Annotated in this window: 21 protein-coding genes; 3 read left to right on the top strand and 18 right to left on the bottom strand. The window is 71.3% G+C overall.

What is annotated here, in order from left to right:
* Positions 1 to 15 precede the first annotated feature (15 nt).
* The 9 genes from argJ to infC all read right to left on the bottom strand — a co-directional run bounded on the left by argJ (position 16) and on the right by infC (position 9,346).
* Positions 16 to 1,167: a bifunctional glutamate N-acetyltransferase/amino-acid acetyltransferase ArgJ gene (argJ, locus tag HCT63_RS20050; RefSeq protein WP_167009127.1), complete on the bottom strand. Its 1,152-nt coding sequence runs from the start codon at positions 1,165 to 1,167 to the stop codon at positions 16 to 18.
* Complete coding sequence (argC, locus tag HCT63_RS20045) at positions 1,164 to 2,195, bottom strand: N-acetyl-gamma-glutamyl-phosphate reductase (protein WP_167009124.1); 1,032 nt, start codon at positions 2,193 to 2,195, stop codon at positions 1,164 to 1,166. The genes argJ and argC overlap by 4 nt, the downstream gene beginning before the upstream one ends.
* Positions 2,196 to 2,374: 179 nt before the next feature.
* A complete protein-coding gene (gene pheT, locus HCT63_RS20040; RefSeq protein ID WP_167009121.1) occupies positions 2,375 to 4,870 on the bottom strand; it encodes a phenylalanine--tRNA ligase subunit beta in 2,496 nt (831 codons plus the stop codon).
* A complete protein-coding gene (pheS, locus tag HCT63_RS20035; protein WP_167009118.1) occupies positions 4,870 to 5,973 on the bottom strand; it encodes a phenylalanine--tRNA ligase subunit alpha in 1,104 nt (367 codons plus the stop codon). Before pheS ends, pheT begins: the two co-directional genes overlap by 1 nt.
* A gap of 71 nt (positions 5,974 to 6,044) precedes the next feature.
* Complete coding sequence (locus tag HCT63_RS20030) at positions 6,045 to 7,094, bottom strand: ATP-binding protein (RefSeq protein WP_243843142.1); 1,050 nt, start codon at positions 7,092 to 7,094, stop codon at positions 6,045 to 6,047.
* Between the two features lie 10 nt (positions 7,095 to 7,104).
* Positions 7,105 to 7,932: an RNA methyltransferase gene (locus HCT63_RS20025; protein ID WP_167009113.1), complete on the bottom strand. Its 828-nt coding sequence runs from the start codon at positions 7,930 to 7,932 to the stop codon at positions 7,105 to 7,107.
* Between the two features lie 31 nt (positions 7,933 to 7,963).
* The gene (gene rplT / locus HCT63_RS20020) at positions 7,964 to 8,359 is read right to left on the bottom strand and encodes a 50S ribosomal protein L20 (RefSeq protein WP_167009110.1); all 396 of its coding nucleotides are present in this window, start codon (positions 8,357 to 8,359) and stop codon (positions 7,964 to 7,966) included.
* A 56-nt stretch (positions 8,360 to 8,415) separates the two neighbouring features.
* Positions 8,416 to 8,613, bottom strand: a complete 198-nt coding sequence (locus HCT63_RS20015; protein ID WP_167009107.1) for a 50S ribosomal protein L35 — start codon at positions 8,611 to 8,613, stop codon at positions 8,416 to 8,418.
* Between the two features lies 1 nt (position 8,614).
* Entirely contained in the window at positions 8,615 to 9,346 is a 732-nt protein-coding gene (gene infC, locus HCT63_RS20010) for a translation initiation factor IF-3 (protein ID WP_167009103.1), read from the bottom strand.
* Positions 9,347 to 9,589: 243 nt separating this feature from the next.
* Here infC and HCT63_RS20005 point away from each other — a divergent pair, with 243 nt between their 5' ends.
* On the top strand, positions 9,590 to 9,970 hold the full coding sequence (locus tag HCT63_RS20005; RefSeq protein ID WP_167009100.1) for a GNAT family N-acetyltransferase: 381 nt from the start codon (positions 9,590 to 9,592) through the stop codon (positions 9,968 to 9,970).
* Between the two features lie 47 nt (positions 9,971 to 10,017).
* Positions 10,018 to 10,329, top strand: a complete 312-nt coding sequence (locus HCT63_RS20000) for a DUF4333 domain-containing protein (protein WP_167009097.1) — start codon at positions 10,018 to 10,020, stop codon at positions 10,327 to 10,329.
* Between the two features lie 32 nt (positions 10,330 to 10,361).
* Here the strand turns inward: HCT63_RS20000 and HCT63_RS19995 are convergent, their stop codons facing one another.
* On the bottom strand, positions 10,362 to 10,835 hold the full coding sequence (locus tag HCT63_RS19995) for an SseB family protein (protein WP_167009094.1): 474 nt from the start codon (positions 10,833 to 10,835) through the stop codon (positions 10,362 to 10,364).
* Positions 10,836 to 10,910: 75 nt separating this feature from the next.
* On the opposite strand from HCT63_RS19995, the gene HCT63_RS19990 reads away from it, so the two are divergent.
* The gene (locus tag HCT63_RS19990) at positions 10,911 to 11,375 is read left to right on the top strand and encodes a cellulose synthase (protein ID WP_167009091.1); all 465 of its coding nucleotides are present in this window, start codon (positions 10,911 to 10,913) and stop codon (positions 11,373 to 11,375) included.
* A 4-nt stretch (positions 11,376 to 11,379) separates the two neighbouring features.
* On the opposite strand, the gene HCT63_RS19985 is transcribed toward HCT63_RS19990, so the two are convergent.
* From HCT63_RS19985 to ribD, 8 genes are all read right to left on the bottom strand, one after another.
* Positions 11,380 to 11,841 (bottom strand): PH domain-containing protein, encoded by a 462-nt coding sequence (locus tag HCT63_RS19985; protein WP_167009088.1) that lies wholly within the window; start codon positions 11,839 to 11,841, stop codon positions 11,380 to 11,382.
* A complete protein-coding gene (gene hisG, locus HCT63_RS19980) occupies positions 11,838 to 12,683 on the bottom strand; it encodes an ATP phosphoribosyltransferase (RefSeq protein ID WP_167009085.1) in 846 nt (281 codons plus the stop codon). The genes HCT63_RS19985 and hisG overlap by 4 nt, the downstream gene beginning before the upstream one ends.
* A 103-nt stretch (positions 12,684 to 12,786) precedes the next feature.
* Positions 12,787 to 13,050, bottom strand: a complete 264-nt coding sequence (locus tag HCT63_RS19975) for a phosphoribosyl-ATP diphosphatase (RefSeq protein ID WP_167009082.1) — start codon at positions 13,048 to 13,050, stop codon at positions 12,787 to 12,789.
* A gap of 6 nt (positions 13,051 to 13,056) precedes the next feature.
* The gene (ribH, locus tag HCT63_RS19970) at positions 13,057 to 13,530 is read right to left on the bottom strand and encodes a 6,7-dimethyl-8-ribityllumazine synthase (RefSeq protein ID WP_167009068.1); all 474 of its coding nucleotides are present in this window, start codon (positions 13,528 to 13,530) and stop codon (positions 13,057 to 13,059) included.
* 13 nt (positions 13,531 to 13,543) lie between these two features.
* Entirely contained in the window at positions 13,544 to 14,836 is a 1,293-nt protein-coding gene (locus tag HCT63_RS19965; RefSeq protein WP_167009066.1) for a bifunctional 3,4-dihydroxy-2-butanone-4-phosphate synthase/GTP cyclohydrolase II, read from the bottom strand.
* Positions 14,833 to 15,531 carry a nicotinamide riboside transporter PnuC gene (gene pnuC / locus HCT63_RS19960; RefSeq protein WP_167009062.1) on the bottom strand — a complete coding sequence of 233 codons (699 nt, stop codon included), beginning with the start codon at positions 15,529 to 15,531 and terminating at the stop codon, positions 14,833 to 14,835. The genes HCT63_RS19965 and pnuC overlap by 4 nt, the downstream gene beginning before the upstream one ends.
* Positions 15,528 to 16,136 (bottom strand): riboflavin synthase, encoded by a 609-nt coding sequence (locus HCT63_RS19955; RefSeq protein ID WP_167009059.1) that lies wholly within the window; start codon positions 16,134 to 16,136, stop codon positions 15,528 to 15,530. Before HCT63_RS19955 ends, pnuC begins: the two co-directional genes overlap by 4 nt.
* Entirely contained in the window at positions 16,136 to 17,140 is a 1,005-nt protein-coding gene (ribD, locus tag HCT63_RS19950) for a bifunctional diaminohydroxyphosphoribosylaminopyrimidine deaminase/5-amino-6-(5-phosphoribosylamino)uracil reductase RibD (protein ID WP_167009389.1), read from the bottom strand. The genes HCT63_RS19955 and ribD overlap by 1 nt, the downstream gene beginning before the upstream one ends.
* Positions 17,141 to 17,225 lie beyond the last annotated feature (85 nt).

Here is a 17,225-nt window from a genome sequence, read left to right as displayed (position 1 = left end):
CGATCTCGGTGCCGGTCACGAGCTGTACGCCGAGTTCTCGTGGACGTACGCCTGCGTGAGGTCGTTGGTCCAGATGGTCGCGGACGCGTCGCCCGTCTTGAGGTCGATCGTGACCGTGACGGCGCGCGGCTCGAGATCGACGAGGTCGCGTGGCTCCCCCGGCCCGGACTGCTTGCAGACCCACACGCCGTTGATCGCGACGTCGAGGTCCGCGGGGTCGAAGGCGGCCCGCGTGGTGCCGACCGAGGCGAGGATCCGGCCCCAGTTGGGGTCGCGCCCGTAGATCGCGGTCTTGAACAGCGCGCTGCGCGACACCGCGCGTCCGACCTCGAGCGCCTCAGCCTCGGACGCGGCGCCGCGCACGTCGATCGCGATGTCGTGGTCGGCGCCCTCGGCGTCGGAGAGCAGCTGGAGCGCGAGGTCGCGGCAGAGGTCCTCGAGCTGCTTGGCGAACTCGGCCGTGTCGGGCTCCACGCCTGACGCGCCGCTGGCCATGAGGAGGACCGTGTCGTTTGTCGACTGGCAGCCGTCGGAGTCGAGCCGGTCGAAGCTGTACGTGGTGGCGTGGCGCAGGACGGTGTCGCACTGCTCCGGCGTCAGCACCGCGTCGGTCGTGAGCACCACGATCATCGTGGCCAAGGACGGCGCGAGCATCCCCGCGCCCTTGGCCATCGCGCCGATCGTGTAGCCCGCGCCCTCGAGGACCGCCTGCTTGGGCCTGCTGTCGGTGGTCATGATCGCGCGTGCCGCGTCCGGCCCCCCGTCGGCGTCGAGCCCGACCACTGCCGCGCGGACGCCGGCGAGGAGGCTCTCGCGGTCGTTGAGCAGGCCGATCAGACCGGTCGAGGCGACCTGGACCTCGATCGGCGCGACACCGAGAAGATCGGCGGCGAGCTCGGCGGTGTGGTGCGTGGTCGCGAAGCCTTCGGGGCCGGTGTAGCAGTTGGCGCCGCCGGAGTTGACGACGATCGCCCGGGCGGTGCCGGTCTTGATCGCCTGCTCGCTCCACAGCACCGGGTTGGCCTTGCAGCGGTTGGAGGTGAAGACGGCGGCTGCGCTGGACAGCGGGCCGTCGTTCAGGACGACGGCGACGTCCGGCTCGCCGCCGGACTTGAGTCCGGCCGGGACGCCGGCGGCCCTGAAGCCCTGGGGTGCGGTCACGCTCACGGGGCGACTCCGATCGTGCTCAGTCCGGTGGTCTCGGGGAGGCCGAGGGCGAGGTTCATCGACTGGACGGCGCCGCCCGCCGTGCCCTTGGCCAGGTTGTCCATCGCGCCGATCGCGACCAGCCGCCCGGCCCGCTCGTCGACGGTCACCTGGAGGTGGACCATCGTGGCGCCGAGCACGGCCTGGGTCTGCGGCCACTGCCCTTCGGGCAGGACCCGGACGAACGGCTCGTCCGCGTAGGCCTTCTCGTACGAGGCCCGCACGTCGGCGACGCTCACGCCGTCGACGACCGGCGCCGACACGACGGCGAGGATGCCGCGTGCCATCGGCGCGAGCACGGGGGTGAAGGACACCCGCGGCTCGGTGGCACCGCAGGCGCGAAGGTTCTGCTCGATCTCCGGCGTGTGGCGGTGCACGCCACCCACGCCGTACGTGCTGGCCTGGCCCATCACCTCGGAGGCAAGGAAGGCCGGCTTGAGGCTCTTGCCGGCGCCCGAGGTGCCGGTCGGCGCGACGACGTTGACGTCGGGCCCCACGAGACCGTCGAGGACCGCAGGCATGATCGTGAGGGTCGAGACCGTCGGGAAGCAGCCCGGCACGGCGATCCGCGCGGCACCAGCGAGACGCTCGCGCTGGCCGGGGAGCTCGGGAAGCCCGTACGGCCAGGTGCCAGCGTGCTCACCACCGTAGAACGCCGTCCAGTCGTCGCTGCTCTGGAGGCGGAAGTCCGCGCCGCAGTCGATGACGAGCACATCCGGACCGAGGGAGGCGGCGACCGCGGCCGACGCGCCGTGCGGGAGCGCCAGGAAGACCACGTCGTGGCCCGCGAGGTGGTCGGCATCGGTCGGGTCGAGGACGCGCTCGGCGAGCGGCGTCAGGTGCGGGTGGTGCTCCCCCAGGGTGCTCCCCGCGCTCGACGCGGCGGTGAGCGCCCCGAGACGGACGTCCGGGTGCGGCAGCAGCGTCCGCAGGAGCTCCCCGCCGACGTAGCCGCTCGCGCCCGCGATGGCGACCGAGATCGAAGTCATATGCACATTCTTGCAGAGCCCTGCAAGAATGTGCAATCGGGTATCCGGACCCGGTGTGAGATGACCGGCATTCCGGGCTCGTGGGACCCCGCCGTGCCCCGGCGGTGCCTGGGCGTCCACCGCGTACGCGTGGGTGGACGCCCAGGCACCGACTCAGGGACGGGCGTGGGGTGACAGCCTCAGGTGCGCTGGAGGGCGCCGGTCAGCTCGGCGGCACGCGCGACGGCAGCGTCGCGGACCTCGGCCGTCTCGGCCTCGGTCAGGGTGCGGTCGGGCGCGCGCATCCGCAGCGCGAAGGCCAGCGACTTGTGCCCCGCGGGCACCTGCTCGCCTGTGTAGACGTCGAACAGCCGTACGGACTCGATCACGTCGCCACCGCCCTCGAGGAGCGCCGCAGCGACGTCCGCGCTGGCGACGGACGACTCGACGACGAGCGCCACGTCCTCCTTGGCGACCGGATAGGTCGAGAACGACGGTCGGGGACCGAGCACGGGCGCCGCGGCGATCACCGCGTCGAGGTCGATCTCGGCGGCGACCGTACGGGCGGGGACGCCGTACGACCGACACACGCGCGGGTGAAGCTCACCTGCGTAGCCGACGACCTCGCCACCGAGGGAGAGCACCGCCGTACGGCCGGGGTGCCACGGCGCTGGGATCTCGCCGGCCGCCACGTGGACCGGCACGTGCACGGCCTCACCCACCCGGCGGACCGCCTCGATCGCGTCGCCCCACTGGACACGACGACCGTCACCCCACCAGCCGGCACGCTCGCGGCGCCCGGTGGCCACGAGCACGAGGTGCTGCGGCTGCTCGGGAAGAGCGGCGTCGAACGCCTCGTACTCCTCGTCGCTCGGCGCGCGATCGACCCCGTAGACCGGCGCCTCGGGCGCCTCGGGCTTCGGGAGGAACACGCGGCCGGACTCGAAGATCGCCACGTCGTCGTGTCCACGCCCGACGTTGAGGGCGAGCGCCTTCATGGCGCCGGTCATGAGCGTGGTCGTCAGGCCCGGCTCCTCCGCCGACAGCGGATTCTCGAGGAGCACCTGATCGCGGCGTGCGTCGTCCAGCGGGAGGCCGAGCTTGTCGAAGTCGGCCGGCCCTGCGAACGGGAACGTCTTGACCTCGACGTAGCCGGCACCGGCCATCACCTGACCGACGCGGCGGCGCAACCGCTGCTCTGGCGTCAGGCCACGCCCCGCGGGAGCGTGCGGCAGGAGCGACGGCACCTTGTCGTAGCCGACGTAGCGCAGTACCTCCTCGACCATGTCGTACGGATCGGTGAGGTCGGGGCGCCAGGTCGGCGGGACGACCGTCAGCGTGCCGCCGTCGTGCTCGACCACGCAGCCGTTGGCCGTCAGCGCCGCCACCGCCGTCTCGGGCGCGATGTCGACACCGGAGATGCGCGCCGGCAGGTCGTCGGCGAGCGACACCTGAGGCTGCGCGGGCGGGCGGCCGACGACCGTGGCGCCGGGCTCGATGACGGCTCCGCCGAGGGTGACCAGGAGGTCGGCGACGCGCTGCGCCGCGTACGGCGGGAGCGCCGTGTCGACGCCGCGCTCGAACCGGCGTGACGCCTCGCTCGAGAGCTTCTGCAGGCGTGCCGTCCGGGCGATCGTCGGCGCGTCGAAGTGCGCGGCCTCGATGACGATGTCGGTCGTCGTCGGGCTCAGCTCGGTCGTCTGGCCGCCCATCACCCCGGCGAGGCCGATCGGCCCCGACTCGTCGGTGATGAGAAGGTCCTCGGGCGTCACGTCGCGGACGACGTCGTCGAGAGTCGTGACCTTCTCCCCTGGACGTCCGCGCCGCACCGTGATCGGTCCGCGCAGCGCGTTGCGGTCGTAGCCGTGGATCGGCTGCCCGAGCTCGAGCATCACGTAGTTGGTGACGTCGACGGCCAGCGAGATCGGGCGCATGCCCATCAGCTCGAGGCGGCGCGCCATCCAGCGCGGCGTCGGCGCCGACGGGTCGAACCCGGTGACCGTGCGGGTCACGAAGACGGGGCATGCGAGCGCGTCCTCGACCACGACGGGGTAGTCGTCGGAGCCGTCGGAGGTCAGCGCGACGTCGGCCGGGTCGAAGTAGGGCACGCCGTAGCCGATCGCGGCGTCACGTGCGACGCCGCGCATCGACAACGCGTATGCACGGTCAGGGTTGACCTCGAGGTCGAGCACGTCGTCGCGCAGGCCCAGCAGCGCGATCGCGTCGTCGCCGACCTCGGCGGAGTTGGCCGGCAGGACGATGATGCCATCGGGATCGCCTGTCGTGCCCAGCTCGGCGCCGGAGCAGATCATCCCGTCGGAGACGTGCCCGTACGTCTTGCGCGAGCTGATCGGGAACGGTCCGGGCAGGACGGCACCGGGCAGCGCGACCACGACGAGGTCGCCGGGTCCGAAGTTGTGCGCGCCGCACACGATGCCGCGCGGCTCATCGCCGTCGGCGTTGTGCTCAGTGCCGACGTCGACCGCGCACCAGTTGATGGTCTTGCCGTTCTTCTGCGGCTCGGGCTCGGCCGACAGCACACGACCGACGACGATCGGTCCGGACAGCTCGGCACCGACGGAGTCGATCTCCTCGAGCTTGAGGTCGAGCATGGTCAGACGGTCCGCAAGCTCGGCCGTCGTGAGGTCGGCGGGCAGGTCGACGTAGTCGCGCAGCCACGACACGGGGACGCGCATCAGATCTCCACTCCGAACGGCTCGGTGAACCGGATGTCACCGTCGAACAGGTCACGCAAGTCGGCGATGTCGTACCTGCCCGTAATCGTGCGGTCCAGGCCGATGCCGAAGGCGAAGCCCGAGTAGCGCTCGGGGTCGACGCCGTTGGCGATCAGGACACGCGGGTTGACGACACCGCAGCCCCCCCACTCGACCCAGCCCTCGCCACGGCACGTGCGGCAGTCGGCGACCTCGGCCGGATCGTTGTGGCAGACGTAGCAGAGCAGGTCCATCTCGGCGCTCGGCTCGGTGAACGGGAAGTACGACGGGCGGAACCGCGTCGTCATGCCCTCGCCGTAGATCGCCTGCGCGAAATGGTCGAGGGTGCCCTTGAGATGAGCCATCGAGAGACCCTCGTCGATCGCGAGCCCCTCGACCTGGTGGAAGACCGGTGAGTGCGTGGCGTCGAGCTCGTCGGTCCGGAAGACACGCCCGGGCGCGATGATGTAGATCGGCGGCTTGCGGGTGAGCATCGTGCGTGCCTGCACCGGCGACGTGTGCGTGCGAAGCACCATCGCGGCCTTCTCGGGAGCGACCCAGAAGGTGTCCTGCATCGTGCGTGCCGGGTGGTCCGGGCCCAGGTTGAGCGCGTCGAAGTTGAGCCACTCGGCCTCGGCCTCGGGACCTTCGGCGACCTCCCAGCCCATCGCGACGAAGATGTCGGCGACCTTTTCCTGGACCGTCGTGAGCGGGTGACGCGCCCCGACCGGCTCGCGATCGGTCGGCAACGTCACGTCGACACGCTCGTCGGCGAGCATCCGCGCCTCAGCCTCGACCTCGAGCACCGCCGTACGGTCGGCGATCGCGGCGGAGACGGCCTTGCGGGCCTGTCCGACGCGCATCCCGGCATCCTTGCGGGCCTGCGGCGGGAGCGCTCCGATCTCGCGGTTGGCCAGAGCGAGCGGGGAGCGGTCACCGGTGTGCTCGATCCTCACCTGCTTGAGCGCGTCGAGGGAGTCCGCAGCGGCGATCGCGGCCAGGGCGGCGTCGCGCATCGCCTCGACCTCGTCGGCGTGCAGCGGCGAGACCTCGACCGGGTCGTAGTCGCTGTTGGGTCCGGACATGGTCACCTTTCTTCGGGCGCGCGGCGGCTGCAGCCGAGCACTGATCCAGTCTAGGGAGGTTGTCGAACGGGTTAGGGCTGCGGTACGTCGCGGAGCACCTCGGGCACGTTCTCCGGGAACCACACACCGACGCAGGCGCCACCGCGGTCGCCGTCGCACACCTCGATCTCGCCACCGTGCGCGTCGACGACCCCCTTGACGACGTACAGGCCGAGCCCGGTCCCGCCACGGTCGCCCGAGCGCCAGAACCTCGTGAAGACCCGCGTGCGGATCTCCTCGGGGATCCCCGGGCCGAAGTCGAACACCTCGAGGGCCACACCGTCGGGGAACCGTGTCGGGCGGCGCACGACGACGTCACGCACCCCCATCCCGTGCCGCTGGGCGTTCTCGACGAGGTTGGTGACGACCTGGGCGAAACGGTCCGCATCCACCCAGACCCGCGGCAGGCCCTCCTCGGCGGTGACGTCGAGCTTGAGCCCGGTGCCGGCCGAGACGTTGTTGAGCACGCGGCGGGTGGCCTCGGCGAGGTCGAGCGGCTCGGGACGCAGGGTGAGCCGGCCGGAGTCGATGCGCGCGGCGTCGAGCAGGTCGGTGATGAGGCGCGAGAGCCGGTCGGCATCGGAGTCGACCGTCTCGAGCATGAGCTGGCGCTGCTCGTCGGAGAAGCGGTCCCAGTTGTTGAGCAGGGTCGCGGTGAACCCCTTGACACCCGTGAGCGGTGAGCGCAGCTCGTGCGCGACGGTCGCCACGAGGTCGGAGCGGGCACGGTCACGGTGAGCGCGCGCCTTGGCGGTGCGCAGCGACACCACGAGCTTCTTGACCGGCTGGCGGGGCGCCTCCCGCACGAGGCTCGCCGTGACGAGCAGCTCGACGCCGTCCGAGGTGTGCCAGCTGCCCTCCGACAGCCGGGTCCGGGTCGAGAGCCCGTCGTACGGGCGAAGGCACGTGAACCACGAGTTGCCGGCGAGGTCGTCGAGCGGCAGCGCTGCCTCGATGTGGAGGCCGATGAGCTCGTCGGGTCGCCGGCGCAGAATCCGTGACGCCGCACGGTTGACCCGGGTGACGAGGCCGTCGGCATCGGCGATGACGATCCCGTCGGGGAGGAGGTCCACGTCGATCACGGCGCGCTCCTCAGGCTCGTCTGTCATGGGCGACGCGGGCGGAGGCGTACAGGCAGACGGCCGCGGCGGTGGCAAGGTTGAGGCTCTCGGCACGCCCGTAGATCGGGACGGCGACGACCGTGTCGGCGAGGGCTCGGGTCGCGGCAGCCAGTCCCCAGGCCTCGTTGCCGAAGAGCCAGGCGGTCGGGCCGTCGAGGAGCCCCGTGCGTTCGGCCTCCGGCAGGTCAACGTCGGCGTCACCGTCGGCGGCCAGGACGCGCAGTCCGGCGCGCTGGAGTGCGGCGACGGCTCCGGCCGTGTCGCGCTCGACGACCACGTCGAGATGGAAGAGGCTGCCCACGCTGGCGCGGACAGCCTTGGGGTTGTACGGGTCGACGGAGTCGCCGAGGAGCACCACGGCGTCCGCGCCCGCGGCGTCCGCGCAGCGGATCACCGTGCCGGCGTTGCCCGGGTCGCGCACGTCGGCGCAGACGGCGACGAGCCGTGGCTCGCGCGCGAGCGCCGCGTCGAGCGCGACGTCGAGGTAGCCGCACACGGCGACGACGCCCTGCGGGGAGACGGTCTCGCTGATCGCGTCGACGACCTCGTCGTCGACGACGTGCCAGCGCGCTCCGCCGGCCTCGACCAGGTCGGGGTAGCGCGCCGTCACGGCCGCCGTGGCGTACACGTCGTGGACCAGGCCAGGACGCTCACCGCCGGCGGCGAGCGCCTCGCGGACCGCCTGCGGACCCTCCGCAAGGAAGGCCCGCTCTTTCTCCCGGAAACGCCGCGTGGCGAGCCTCCGGGCAGCCTTCACCCGCCCGGTACGGGGGGTGAGGACGTGCTCGGGACTCGCCACGTGTGCGGAGCTCAGTCGGGCAGGCAGCCGATCAGGCCGCGGCGTCCGACGCCTTCGGCTTGTTGACGTCGGCCGGAAGGCTCGCCTTCGCGGACTCGACCAGCGCCGCGAACGCGTTCGGGTCGGAGATGGCGAGGTCGGCAAGGATCTTGCGGTCGACCTCGACACCGGCCAGACGCAGGCCCTGGATGAAGCGGTTGTACGTCAGGTCGTGCTGACGCACCGCCGCGTTGATGCGGGTGATCCAGAGACGACGGAAGTCGCCCTTCTTGGCCCGGCGGTCACGGTAGCTGTAGACCAGCGAGTGAGTGACCTGCTCCTTGGCCTTGCGGTAGAGACGCGAGCGCTGTCCGCGGTAGCCGGATGCGCGCTCCAGCGTCTCGCGACGCTTCTTCGCTGCGTTGACGGAACGCTTGACGCGTGCCATGGGTTACTCCTCGTTCGGTGTGTCTCGGGTGCGGCGTACGGCGTGGAGGTGACGGCTCAGAGGCCGAGCATCCTCTTCACGCGGGGAACGTCAGCCTTGGCGATCGGCTGGTCGCCGCTCTCGAGGCGCGTGCGCGCGGTGTTCTGCTTCTGCATCATGTGCGTACGGCGACGGCCGTGCTTGTGCACGAGCTTGCCGGTGCCGGTCACCTTGACGCGCTTCTTCATGCCCGAGTTGCGCTTCATCTTCGGCATCTCATGCCTCCATGTCAGGGTCGATGTTCTCCGAGCGCTTGCGCGGCTTCTTGGCCGCGACCTGCTCGACTGAGTCGCGCTGAGCCTTTTCGTAGGCGGCGTCAGCGGCGTGCTCAGCTGCCCGCTCAGCAGCCTTCGCCTCCTTGGCTTCCTTGGCCTCCACGCGCGCTTCGGACTTCTTCTTGTGCGGGGCCACGACCATCGTCATGTTGCGGCCGTCCTGGCGTGGCGACGCCTCGATGAAGCCGAGCTCCTCGATGTCTGCCGCGAGACGCTGGAGGAGCCTGAAGCCGAGCTCGGGGCGGCTCTGCTCACGACCACGGAACATGATCGTGATCTTGACCTTGTCGCCCTGCCGGAGGAACCGCTCGACGTGACCCTTCTTGGTGTCGTAGTCGTGCTGGTCGATCTTCGGACGCAGCTTCATCTCTTTGATGATCGTGTTCGTCTGGTTGCGCCGAGACTCACGGGCCTTCTGGGCAGCCTCGTACTTGAACTTGCCGTAGTCCATGAGTCGGCAGACCGGCGGACGGGCTGTCGGGGCAACCTCGACGAGGTCGAGGTCGGACTCCTGAGCCAGCCGCAGCGCATCCTCGAGTCGGACGATGCCGACCTGCTCGCCGTTAGGACCGACGAGACGGACCTCGTTGGCGCGGATGCGGTCGTTGACGCGAAGCTCTGTGGTGATGGGTCCTCCTGGGTTCGTACCGGATGGTCGTCGTGCGACGACCACCTACGAACAAAAAATGGCCTTCGCTTCGAAGCGAAGGCCACCAGGATCCGTGCCTTGCGACACGCCCGCCGCGTGACGACCCCGGAGGGTGCCTCACGGCCAGGGACCCGACGATCACAAGATCGCCCAGGTGGGAGTGGACTCCACTTCGAGGGTCAACCGTAGCAGACGTCCGTACGGGACCGAAATCGCCCAGCAACGTCCTTGATCCCGCCCGGTAACCCGCGCCCGCGACGCTGGTCCATGCTCCACCGCGTCCGCACCACGATCAAGGACAGGCCCGGCGTTCTCGCGAGCCTCGCTCGCTCGTGTGGTGAGGGCGGGATCAACATCCTGAGCCTTCACGTCTTCCCCTCGCACGACGGGGTGACCGACGAGGAGACGCCCGGTACGCAGGAGCTCGGGGTGATCGTCGAGGACGCGTGGCAGCGACGCGGTGTCGGCACCGCGCTCGTACGCCGTGGGGCGCGTCGGGCCCGCGAGTGCGGAGCCGACGAGGTCGTCCTCGTCACGCAGCCGGGCAACGACGCGATCCTCCGTACGATCGGGAGCGCCGGGTTCCTCGCCCGGATCACCCGTGCCGACGCCACGGTCCGGATCACGGTCGACGTCACGCTTTGTTAGGCTGCCCGGCGTCCCGACCCCGACCGGGACCCAACCGAGGAGCAGCCTTGAGCATCTCCGTACGAGCGGCGGTGGGGTGCTGCGCGGCACTCACGCTCCTGACCGCCTGCGGCAGCGATCCGATCGACACCGATGAGGTCGAGCAACAGATCAAGGCCGGTTACGAGCGCCAGATTGCGGGCGCGACCGTCGACTCCGTGACCTGCCCGAAGAACCTCAAGCGTGAGCCGGGTGTCACCGCGACGTGCCGTCTCACCTTGTCCACCGGCGTCTCAGGGAAGGTCGACATCGCTGTCCGCGAGGACAAGAAGATCGAGTGGAAGGTCGCGCGGGCTCTGCGCAAGCCCGCAGACGACTGAGCGCCGCCACCCGGCGCCGGCCGTACGGGCACCTAGGCCGCGGTCGTCCAGGCCCAGCTGCCGCCGACAGCGACGAGCTCGTCGCCGGCCGCGAGGTGACGGAGGTCGTCAGTCTCGACCACTACGCGTACGGGTCCTGCGAGGTCGAGCAGCAGCGCCGTCGCCCCGTCACCCAGGGCGGCGCTCGCTGCCTCGCGCGCCCACACCGGGACGGGGCGCGCGTCGGGTCGCCAGCGCTGGAGGGTCTCGAGCGCGCTGAACGCCAGCAGCGCCTGCCGGCCGTCGGCGCCGGTCATCATCACCGTCGCCATGTCGGCCTCCTTGTCGGAGCCGACGGCGCTCTCACCGCGTACGGCCACGACGGGGACGAGCACACGGGCGCTGCCCAGCGCCACCAGGACGGGGGCAAGCGCGTGGTCGCCGTCGTACGCCGTCAGCGCGTGTGCGAGCGCGGGGTAGACCGCGCCGTCGTCACCGGGGAAGGCGGGTTCTGCCAGGGATGCCACGGCTCCACGCTAACCGGTGGTCGTGGTGCCCTTCGCCGGAGGTCCGGAGGTGCGGTGATGGGGCAGACTGGAGGCATGAGCACCGACACGATCGCCTGGCTCCCCTGGGCCGCCCTCCTGTCCGCCGGTGCCGGCTTCTTCGCCTGGCGGGCGTGGAGAGCAGGTGACCGGGCGGCGGCCGTACGCCGGGCCGGTTGGGCGCTGGTCCCGTGGGCGCTGTGGCTCGTCGGTGCGCTGCGGCTCGTCGTCAGGATCGGCTCGGCCGTCGCGGACTGGGCTGCCGGGTTCGTCTTCCGCCCGAGCGTGTGGCTCGGCATCGGCATCGCGGTCGTCGCGGTCCTCCTCATCGCGATCGGCTCGCGCATGCGCGACAAGGCGCCCGGCGCCGGCTCCGGCAGGCTCGGTGCGCGCTCCGGCCCCGCCCAGGTCGAGCAGGGGCCGTCGCGCAAGGCCGCCGCCAAGGGCCGCCCCGCGAAGGCCGGCAAGGACGACGACCTCGCCGAGATCGAGGACATCCTGCGCCGTCACGGCATCGAGTAGGCGCTCAGCTCTCGCCGTCGGCCTGGACGATGCGCTCGCGGAGGTACCAGACGGCATCGCGTGCCTTCGGACCGTCCGACGACGGGATCCCGAGCATCATGATGCGGCGGTCGTCACGGGTGGCGACTGATGGCCAGGGCGCACCCTGCGCGTACGCGATGTCGAGCACGTCCGTCCATGCGAGGTGGTGCGTCCGGTAGCCGTTGCGCACGTGCAGGCCGTCGTCGTCGGCGATCACCCGGCTGCGCCCGATGCCCCACAGCACGGCATCCGCGAACAGCAGGAAGAGCACGAGCGTGCCCGTCTGCAGACCGGTGAACCCTGCCCGGACCTCGGCCGGGAGCGTCAGCGCGACGGCGAAGAAGAGCACCCACAGGCACACGCCTGCGACGATCCCGACGATCCGCGGGCCGACGGGCTTGAACACCCGCCGCCCGTCGACCGGAGCGCCGTCCTTCGCGCTCACAGCCGGCACGCCAGGATGTCGGTGACGAGGGTGCCGCGCGCTCCGAGGGCCCACAGCTCGTCCATGACCTTCTGGGCGGCGTCGCGCGGCACCATCGACCGGACCGCGACCCACCCCTCGCGATGAAGGGGCGAGACCGTCGGCGACTCGATGCCGGGTGTCAGCGCGACGGCCGCCTCGACCTGCTCGACGCGGATGTCGTAGTCCATCATCACGTAGCTGCGCGCCACGAGGACACCACGAAGACGACGCTCGAAGACGTCGAGCCCGGGCGACGCGGGCCGGTCCTCGGGCCGGATGACCACCGCTTCCGAGGCGAGGATCGGGCCTCCGACGATCTCAAGGCCGGCCTGCCGCAGGGTGGACCCGGTCTCGACGACGTCGGCGATCACGTCGGCGACGCCGAGGCGTACGGATGACTCGACGGCACCGTCGAGACGGACGACCTTGGCGTCGATGCCACGCTCGGCCAGCCAGGCCCGGACGACTCCCGGGTAGGAGGTGGCGACCGTACGGCCGGCGATCGCCTCGACGTCGGGCAGCGAACCGACCGGAGCGGCGAAGTGGAAGCTCGAGGCGCCGAACCCCAGCGAGACCATCTCCTCGGCGGCGGCGCCGGAGTCGAGCAGGAGGTCACGGCCGGTGATCCCGACGTCGAGGGTGCCCTCCCCCACATAGATCGCGATGTCGCGCGGGCGGAGGTAGAAGAACTCGACGTCGTTGTCGGCGTCGACGGTGACGAGGTCGCGGGTGCTGCGGCGCTGGCGGTATCCCGCCTCGGCGAGCATCTGCGCAGCGGACTCCGCGAGCGAGCCCTTGTTGGGTACGGCGACTTTCAGCATGACGGTCTTCCCGGTCGGTTCTGGTGCCCACCGAGCGGGGTGGCCCGGCGGTCGGCTGGAGGCGGAGGCACGGGCAGGCAGGACGGAGGCGTTTGCCTGACCGTCACAGATGCGCGTACACGTCGTCCAGCGTCAGTCCCTTGGCCAGCATCATCACCTGGACGTGGTAGAGCAGCTGGCTGAGCTCCTCGGCCGCGCGCTCGCGCGACTCGTGCTCCGCCGCCATCCAGGACTCCGCGGCCTCCTCGACCAGCTTCTTGCCGATCGCGTGCACGCCGCCGTCGAGCTCGGCGACCGTGCGCGAGCCCTCGGGGCGGTCGGCCGCCTTGCTGCTGAGCTCGGCGAAGAGCGTGTCGAAGGTCTTCATCGCGCCCTAGCGTACCGAGGCCAGCACGCGCGCCGTCGCGACGGCTGCCTGTGCGGCCTCCCGGCCCTTGTCCTCGCGGCTGTCGGCCAGCCCGGCACGGTCCAGCGCCTGCGCCTCGTCGTCGCACGTCAGGAGCCCGAACCCGACCGGGACACCCGTGTCGAGCGCGACCTTCGCGAGCCCGTCGGTCGCCGCCTGGCAGACGTACTCGAAGTGAGGCGTGCCACCGCGGATGACGACCCCGAGGGCGATCACAGCGTCGTAGCCGGCGCGCGCGTACGCCGCGACGACCGGCGCGAGCTCGAACGCGCCCGGTACGCGGACCAGCGTCGGTTCCGACGTGCCCATCTCGGCCAGCGCCTTCGTGGCGCCGGCGACGAGGCCGTCCATCACGACCGTGTGCCACGACGACGCGACGATCGCGACCCTCAGGCCGCTCCCGTCGGTGCTCGCCAGGTCGGGGGATCCTGCTCCGCTCATCGTGCTGCCTTCCTCATCGGGCCGTCTCCTCGTCCATGTCGACCACCGTGTTCTCGATCGCGACCAGGTCGGGCAGGTGGTGCCCCATCCGCTCGGCCTTGGTCTGCAGGTAGCGCAGGTTGTCCTCGGTCGGCGTGATGGAGAGCGGGACACGCTCGGACACCGCGATGCCGTACTGCGCCATCGCGGCGACCTTGTCAGGGTTGTTGGTCAGCATCCGGACCGACGTGACCCCGAGGTCACGCAGGATCTGGGCGCCGTCGGCGTAGTGGCGAGCGTCGACCGGCAGGCCGAGCGCCAGGTTGGCGTCGACCGTGTCCTGCCCGGCGTCCTGCAGCCCGTACGCGGCAAGCTTGGCGAGGAGCCCGATCCCCCGCCCCTCGTGGCCGCGCAGATAGACGATGACACCGGACCCGTGCTCGGTCACGGCCGCCATCGACGCCTGGAGCTGCGGGCCGCAGTCGCAGCGCTGCGAGCCGAGGACGTCGCCGGTGAGGCATTCGGAGTGCACGCGGACGAGGACGTCGGAGCCGTCACCGAGGTCTCCGAGCACGAGCGCGACCTGCTCGTTGTCGTCGACGACGTTGCGGTAGCCGTACGCGGTGAACGTGCCGAACTCCGTCGGCAGCCGCGTCTCGACCGCACGCTCCATCTGCGTCTCGTGGCGGCGGCGGTAGGTGATGAGGTCCTCGATCGAGATCATCGCGAGACCGTGCTCGTCGGCGAACTCACGCAGGCGCGGCGCCCGCATCAGGCTGCCGTCGTCGTTGATCAGCTCACCGATCACTCCCGCCGGGGTCAGGCCCGCCAGGCGTGTCAGGTCGACCGCGGCCTCGGTGTGGCCGGGCCGGGCCAGCACGCCGCCGGGCTTCGCGCGCAGCGGCAGGATGTGGCCGGGCTGGATGAGCTCGAACGGCTCGGTCGCCGAGTCTGCCAGGACCCGTACGGTCTTGGCGCGGTCGGCGGCGGAGATGCCCGTCGTCACGCCGTCACGGGCGTCGACGGAGATCGTGTACGCCGTCTTGAGCCGGTCTCGGTTGTGCGGCGTCATGAGCGCGATGCCGAGCCGGTCGAGGATCTCCCCCGTCACCGGCGCACACACGTACCCGCTGGAGTAGCGGACCATGAGCCCCATCAGGGCCGGCGTCGCCTTGCTCGCGGCGAAGATCAGGTCGCCCTCGTTCTCACGGCCGGGGTCGTCGACCACGACCACCGCCTTGCCCGCGCGGATGTCGTCGATCGCACGCTCCACCGGATCGAGCCGGACCGCGTCCAGCTCCTCGTACGCCTCTGTCGTCGCGTTCATGCGCCCACCGCCTTGCTCGTCGGTTGATCCACCTGCGGAGCCTCGTCGCGCGCGGCACGCAGCCACACCACCAGGCCCCAGACGACGAAGCCCGCGTAGACCGCGTACAGCACCGCCGACGGGTAGTACTCGAAGTACAGGAGCTCGGGGATGCCGACGAGGTCGACGGCGATCCACACGAGCCAGAAGTCGACCCACCCGCGCGCCATCGCGAAGGTCGCGAGGATGGAGCCGACGAAGATCCAGGCATCTGCCAGGTAGTACCAGCGGGGGGCCGGCCAGCCCGCGCCGACCTGGGTGAACAGCCACGTGCAGAAGACGATCGCGATCGCGGCCGCGCTCAGCAGCACGAGGCGCTCGCGCCCGGTCGCCCATCGCGGGACGATCGCCGGGGCGCCCTCGCCCGTACGGGTCTGGCGCCAGCGGTACCAGCCGTACACGGCGACCGCCACGAAGAAGACCTGCCGCGCCGCCTGCCCGAACAGCGGGGCGCCGTGCCCGCCGAGCGCGGTGCCGAGGAAGACGGTGAAGAGCAGGACGTTGCCGACGATCCCGACCGGCCATGCCCACACGCGGCGCCGCATCCCGCCGACGGCCGAGGCGAGCCCGAAGAGGTTGCCGATGATCTCGCGCCACGCGATCGGGTGGCCGCCGATCGTGAGGTGCGCGTCGTACAGCGTGGTGAGGAGACTCATCGCGCCTCGCCTGGTCCGTCGCTCGCGAGCATCTTCTCGACGTACTTCGCGAGCACGTCGACCTCGAGGTTGACCGGGTCGCCGGGCTGCTTGGTGCCGAGCGTCGTCGCTGCGAGGGTGGTCGGGATCAGCGACACGGTGAACGCATCGTCGCCGACGTCGACGACCGTCAGTGACGTGCCGTCGACGGTGATCGAGCCCTTGGGGACGAGGTAGCGGCCGAGCATGGCCGGGAAGCCGATCTCGACGACCTCCCAGTGCTCGCTCGGCGTCCGCGATCGGATGGTGCCGGTGGCGTCGACGTGGCCCTGGACGATGTGGCCGCCGAAGCGCCCGGTCGCCGGCATCGCCCGCTCGAGGTTGACCGGGTCGCCGACGCGGAGGGTGCCGAGCGAGGTCTTGTCGAGCGACTCGCGCATCACGTCGACGGTGAAGGCGTCCCCGTCGCTCTCGGTGACGGTGAGGCAGCAGCCGTTGACGGCGATCGAGTCGCCGTGCGCGGCATCGGAGACCACCAACGGGCCCCGTACGGTCAGCCTGATCGCGTCGGCCTGCTCCTCGATGGCGGCGATCTCGCCGAGCTCCTCGACGATTCCGGTGAACATCAGGCGCCTTCCTTTCGTACGAGGGCGGTCATCCGCAGGTCGGGTCCGAGCTGCGTGACGTCGGTGAGGTCGAGACGGACGGTGTCGGCGATCGTCTCGATGCCGGAGCCGTTCAGTGCGGGGGTGCCGGCGCCGAGCAGGGCCGGCGCCACGTAGGCGACGACCTCGTCGATCCGGTCGGCGCCCAGGAACGCGCCCGCCAGCCGCGGGCCGCCCTCGAGCCACACGTGACGGATCTCGCGCGCGGCCAGGGTGGCGAGCGCCGCGTCGACGTCGCGCGTGGCCAGGTGCAGGAACGGCGCCTCGGCATCACGGACGCGCGCGTCCTCGGGCACCTCCCGCTCCCCCATCGCGACACGCGTCAGCTGGCGCTCGTACGGCAGCGGGGCGTCCTCGTCGTCGCGCAGCGTCAGCCGCGGATCGTCAGCGGTCACGGTGCCGGTGCCGACGAGGATCGCGTCGCACCTCGCCCGCAGGCGCTGGACGTCGAGGCGGGCGTCGGGGCCGGTGATCCACTGGCTGGTGCCGTCGGCGGCGGCGCTGCGCCCGTCGAGCGTGGCCGCCAGCTTCCAGGTGACGTACGGGCGTCCCGTCCGTACGGCATGGGTCCACGCGACGTTGAGCGCCTCGGCCTCAGTGGCGAGGAGCCCGGACTCGACCTCGATGCCGGCGGAGCGCAGACGGTCGGCGCCTCCGGCCGCGGCGGGGTTGGGATCGTCCTGCGCATAGACGACACGGGCGACGCCGGCGAGGATCAGCGCCTCCGAGCACGGCCCCGTACGGCCGGTGTGGTGGCACGGCTCCAGGGTGACGACGGCGGTCGCGCCACGTGCGGCGTCGCCCGCACGGCTCAGTGCGTCGACCTCCGCGTGCGGCGTGCCGGCGCCACGGTGGGCGCCGACCGCAAGGACGGAGCCGTCCGGCGCGAGGAGGACGCAGCCGACGCGCGGGTTCGGAAGGGCGTTCTCGGTCGCCTCGCGGGCAGCATCGAGCGCCCGGCGCATCGCCGCCTGCTCGTGGTGATCGGCCACCGTTCCGCCCTCTCGTCGTGATGACGTGGGCTCCGGGGCAACGAGAAGGACACCTCGT

It is taken from the genome of Mumia sp. ZJ430 (assembly GCF_011751845.1).
In the GTDB taxonomy this organism is placed as follows: domain Bacteria; phylum Actinomycetota; class Actinomycetes; order Propionibacteriales; family Nocardioidaceae; genus Mumia.
This window is presented reverse-complemented; position numbering and strand designations above follow the sequence as displayed.

Coding starts and splice junctions, on each gene's coding strand:
- argC (WP_167009124.1), bottom strand. CDS start 2,195: ATGACTTCGATCTCGGTCGCCATCGCGGGCGCGAGCGGCTACGTCGGC.
- pheT (WP_167009121.1), bottom strand. CDS start 4,870: ATGCGCGTCCCCGTGTCGTGGCTGCGCGACTACGTCGACCTGCCCGCC.
- pheS (WP_167009118.1), bottom strand. CDS start 5,973: ATGTCCGGACCCAACAGCGACTACGACCCGGTCGAGGTCTCGCCGCTG.
- rplT (WP_167009110.1), bottom strand. CDS start 8,359: ATGGCACGCGTCAAGCGTTCCGTCAACGCAGCGAAGAAGCGTCGCGAG.
- HCT63_RS20015 (WP_167009107.1), bottom strand. CDS start 8,613: ATGCCGAAGATGAAGCGCAACTCGGGCATGAAGAAGCGCGTCAAGGTG.
- HCT63_RS20005 (WP_167009100.1), top strand. CDS start 9,590: ATGCTCCACCGCGTCCGCACCACGATCAAGGACAGGCCCGGCGTTCTC.
- HCT63_RS19990 (WP_167009091.1), top strand. CDS start 10,911: ATGAGCACCGACACGATCGCCTGGCTCCCCTGGGCCGCCCTCCTGTCC.
- hisG (WP_167009085.1), bottom strand. CDS start 12,683: ATGCTGAAAGTCGCCGTACCCAACAAGGGCTCGCTCGCGGAGTCCGCT.
- HCT63_RS19975 (WP_167009082.1), bottom strand. CDS start 13,050: ATGAAGACCTTCGACACGCTCTTCGCCGAGCTCAGCAGCAAGGCGGCC.
- ribH (WP_167009068.1), bottom strand. CDS start 13,530: ATGAGCGGAGCAGGATCCCCCGACCTGGCGAGCACCGACGGGAGCGGC.
- HCT63_RS19965 (WP_167009066.1), bottom strand. CDS start 14,836: ATGAACGCGACGACAGAGGCGTACGAGGAGCTGGACGCGGTCCGGCTC.
- pnuC (WP_167009062.1), bottom strand. CDS start 15,531: ATGAGTCTCCTCACCACGCTGTACGACGCGCACCTCACGATCGGCGGC.
- HCT63_RS19955 (WP_167009059.1), bottom strand. CDS start 16,136: ATGTTCACCGGAATCGTCGAGGAGCTCGGCGAGATCGCCGCCATCGAG.
- ribD (WP_167009389.1), bottom strand. CDS start 17,140: ATGCGCCGGGCGCTCGATGCTGCCCGCGAGGCGACCGAGAACGCCCTT.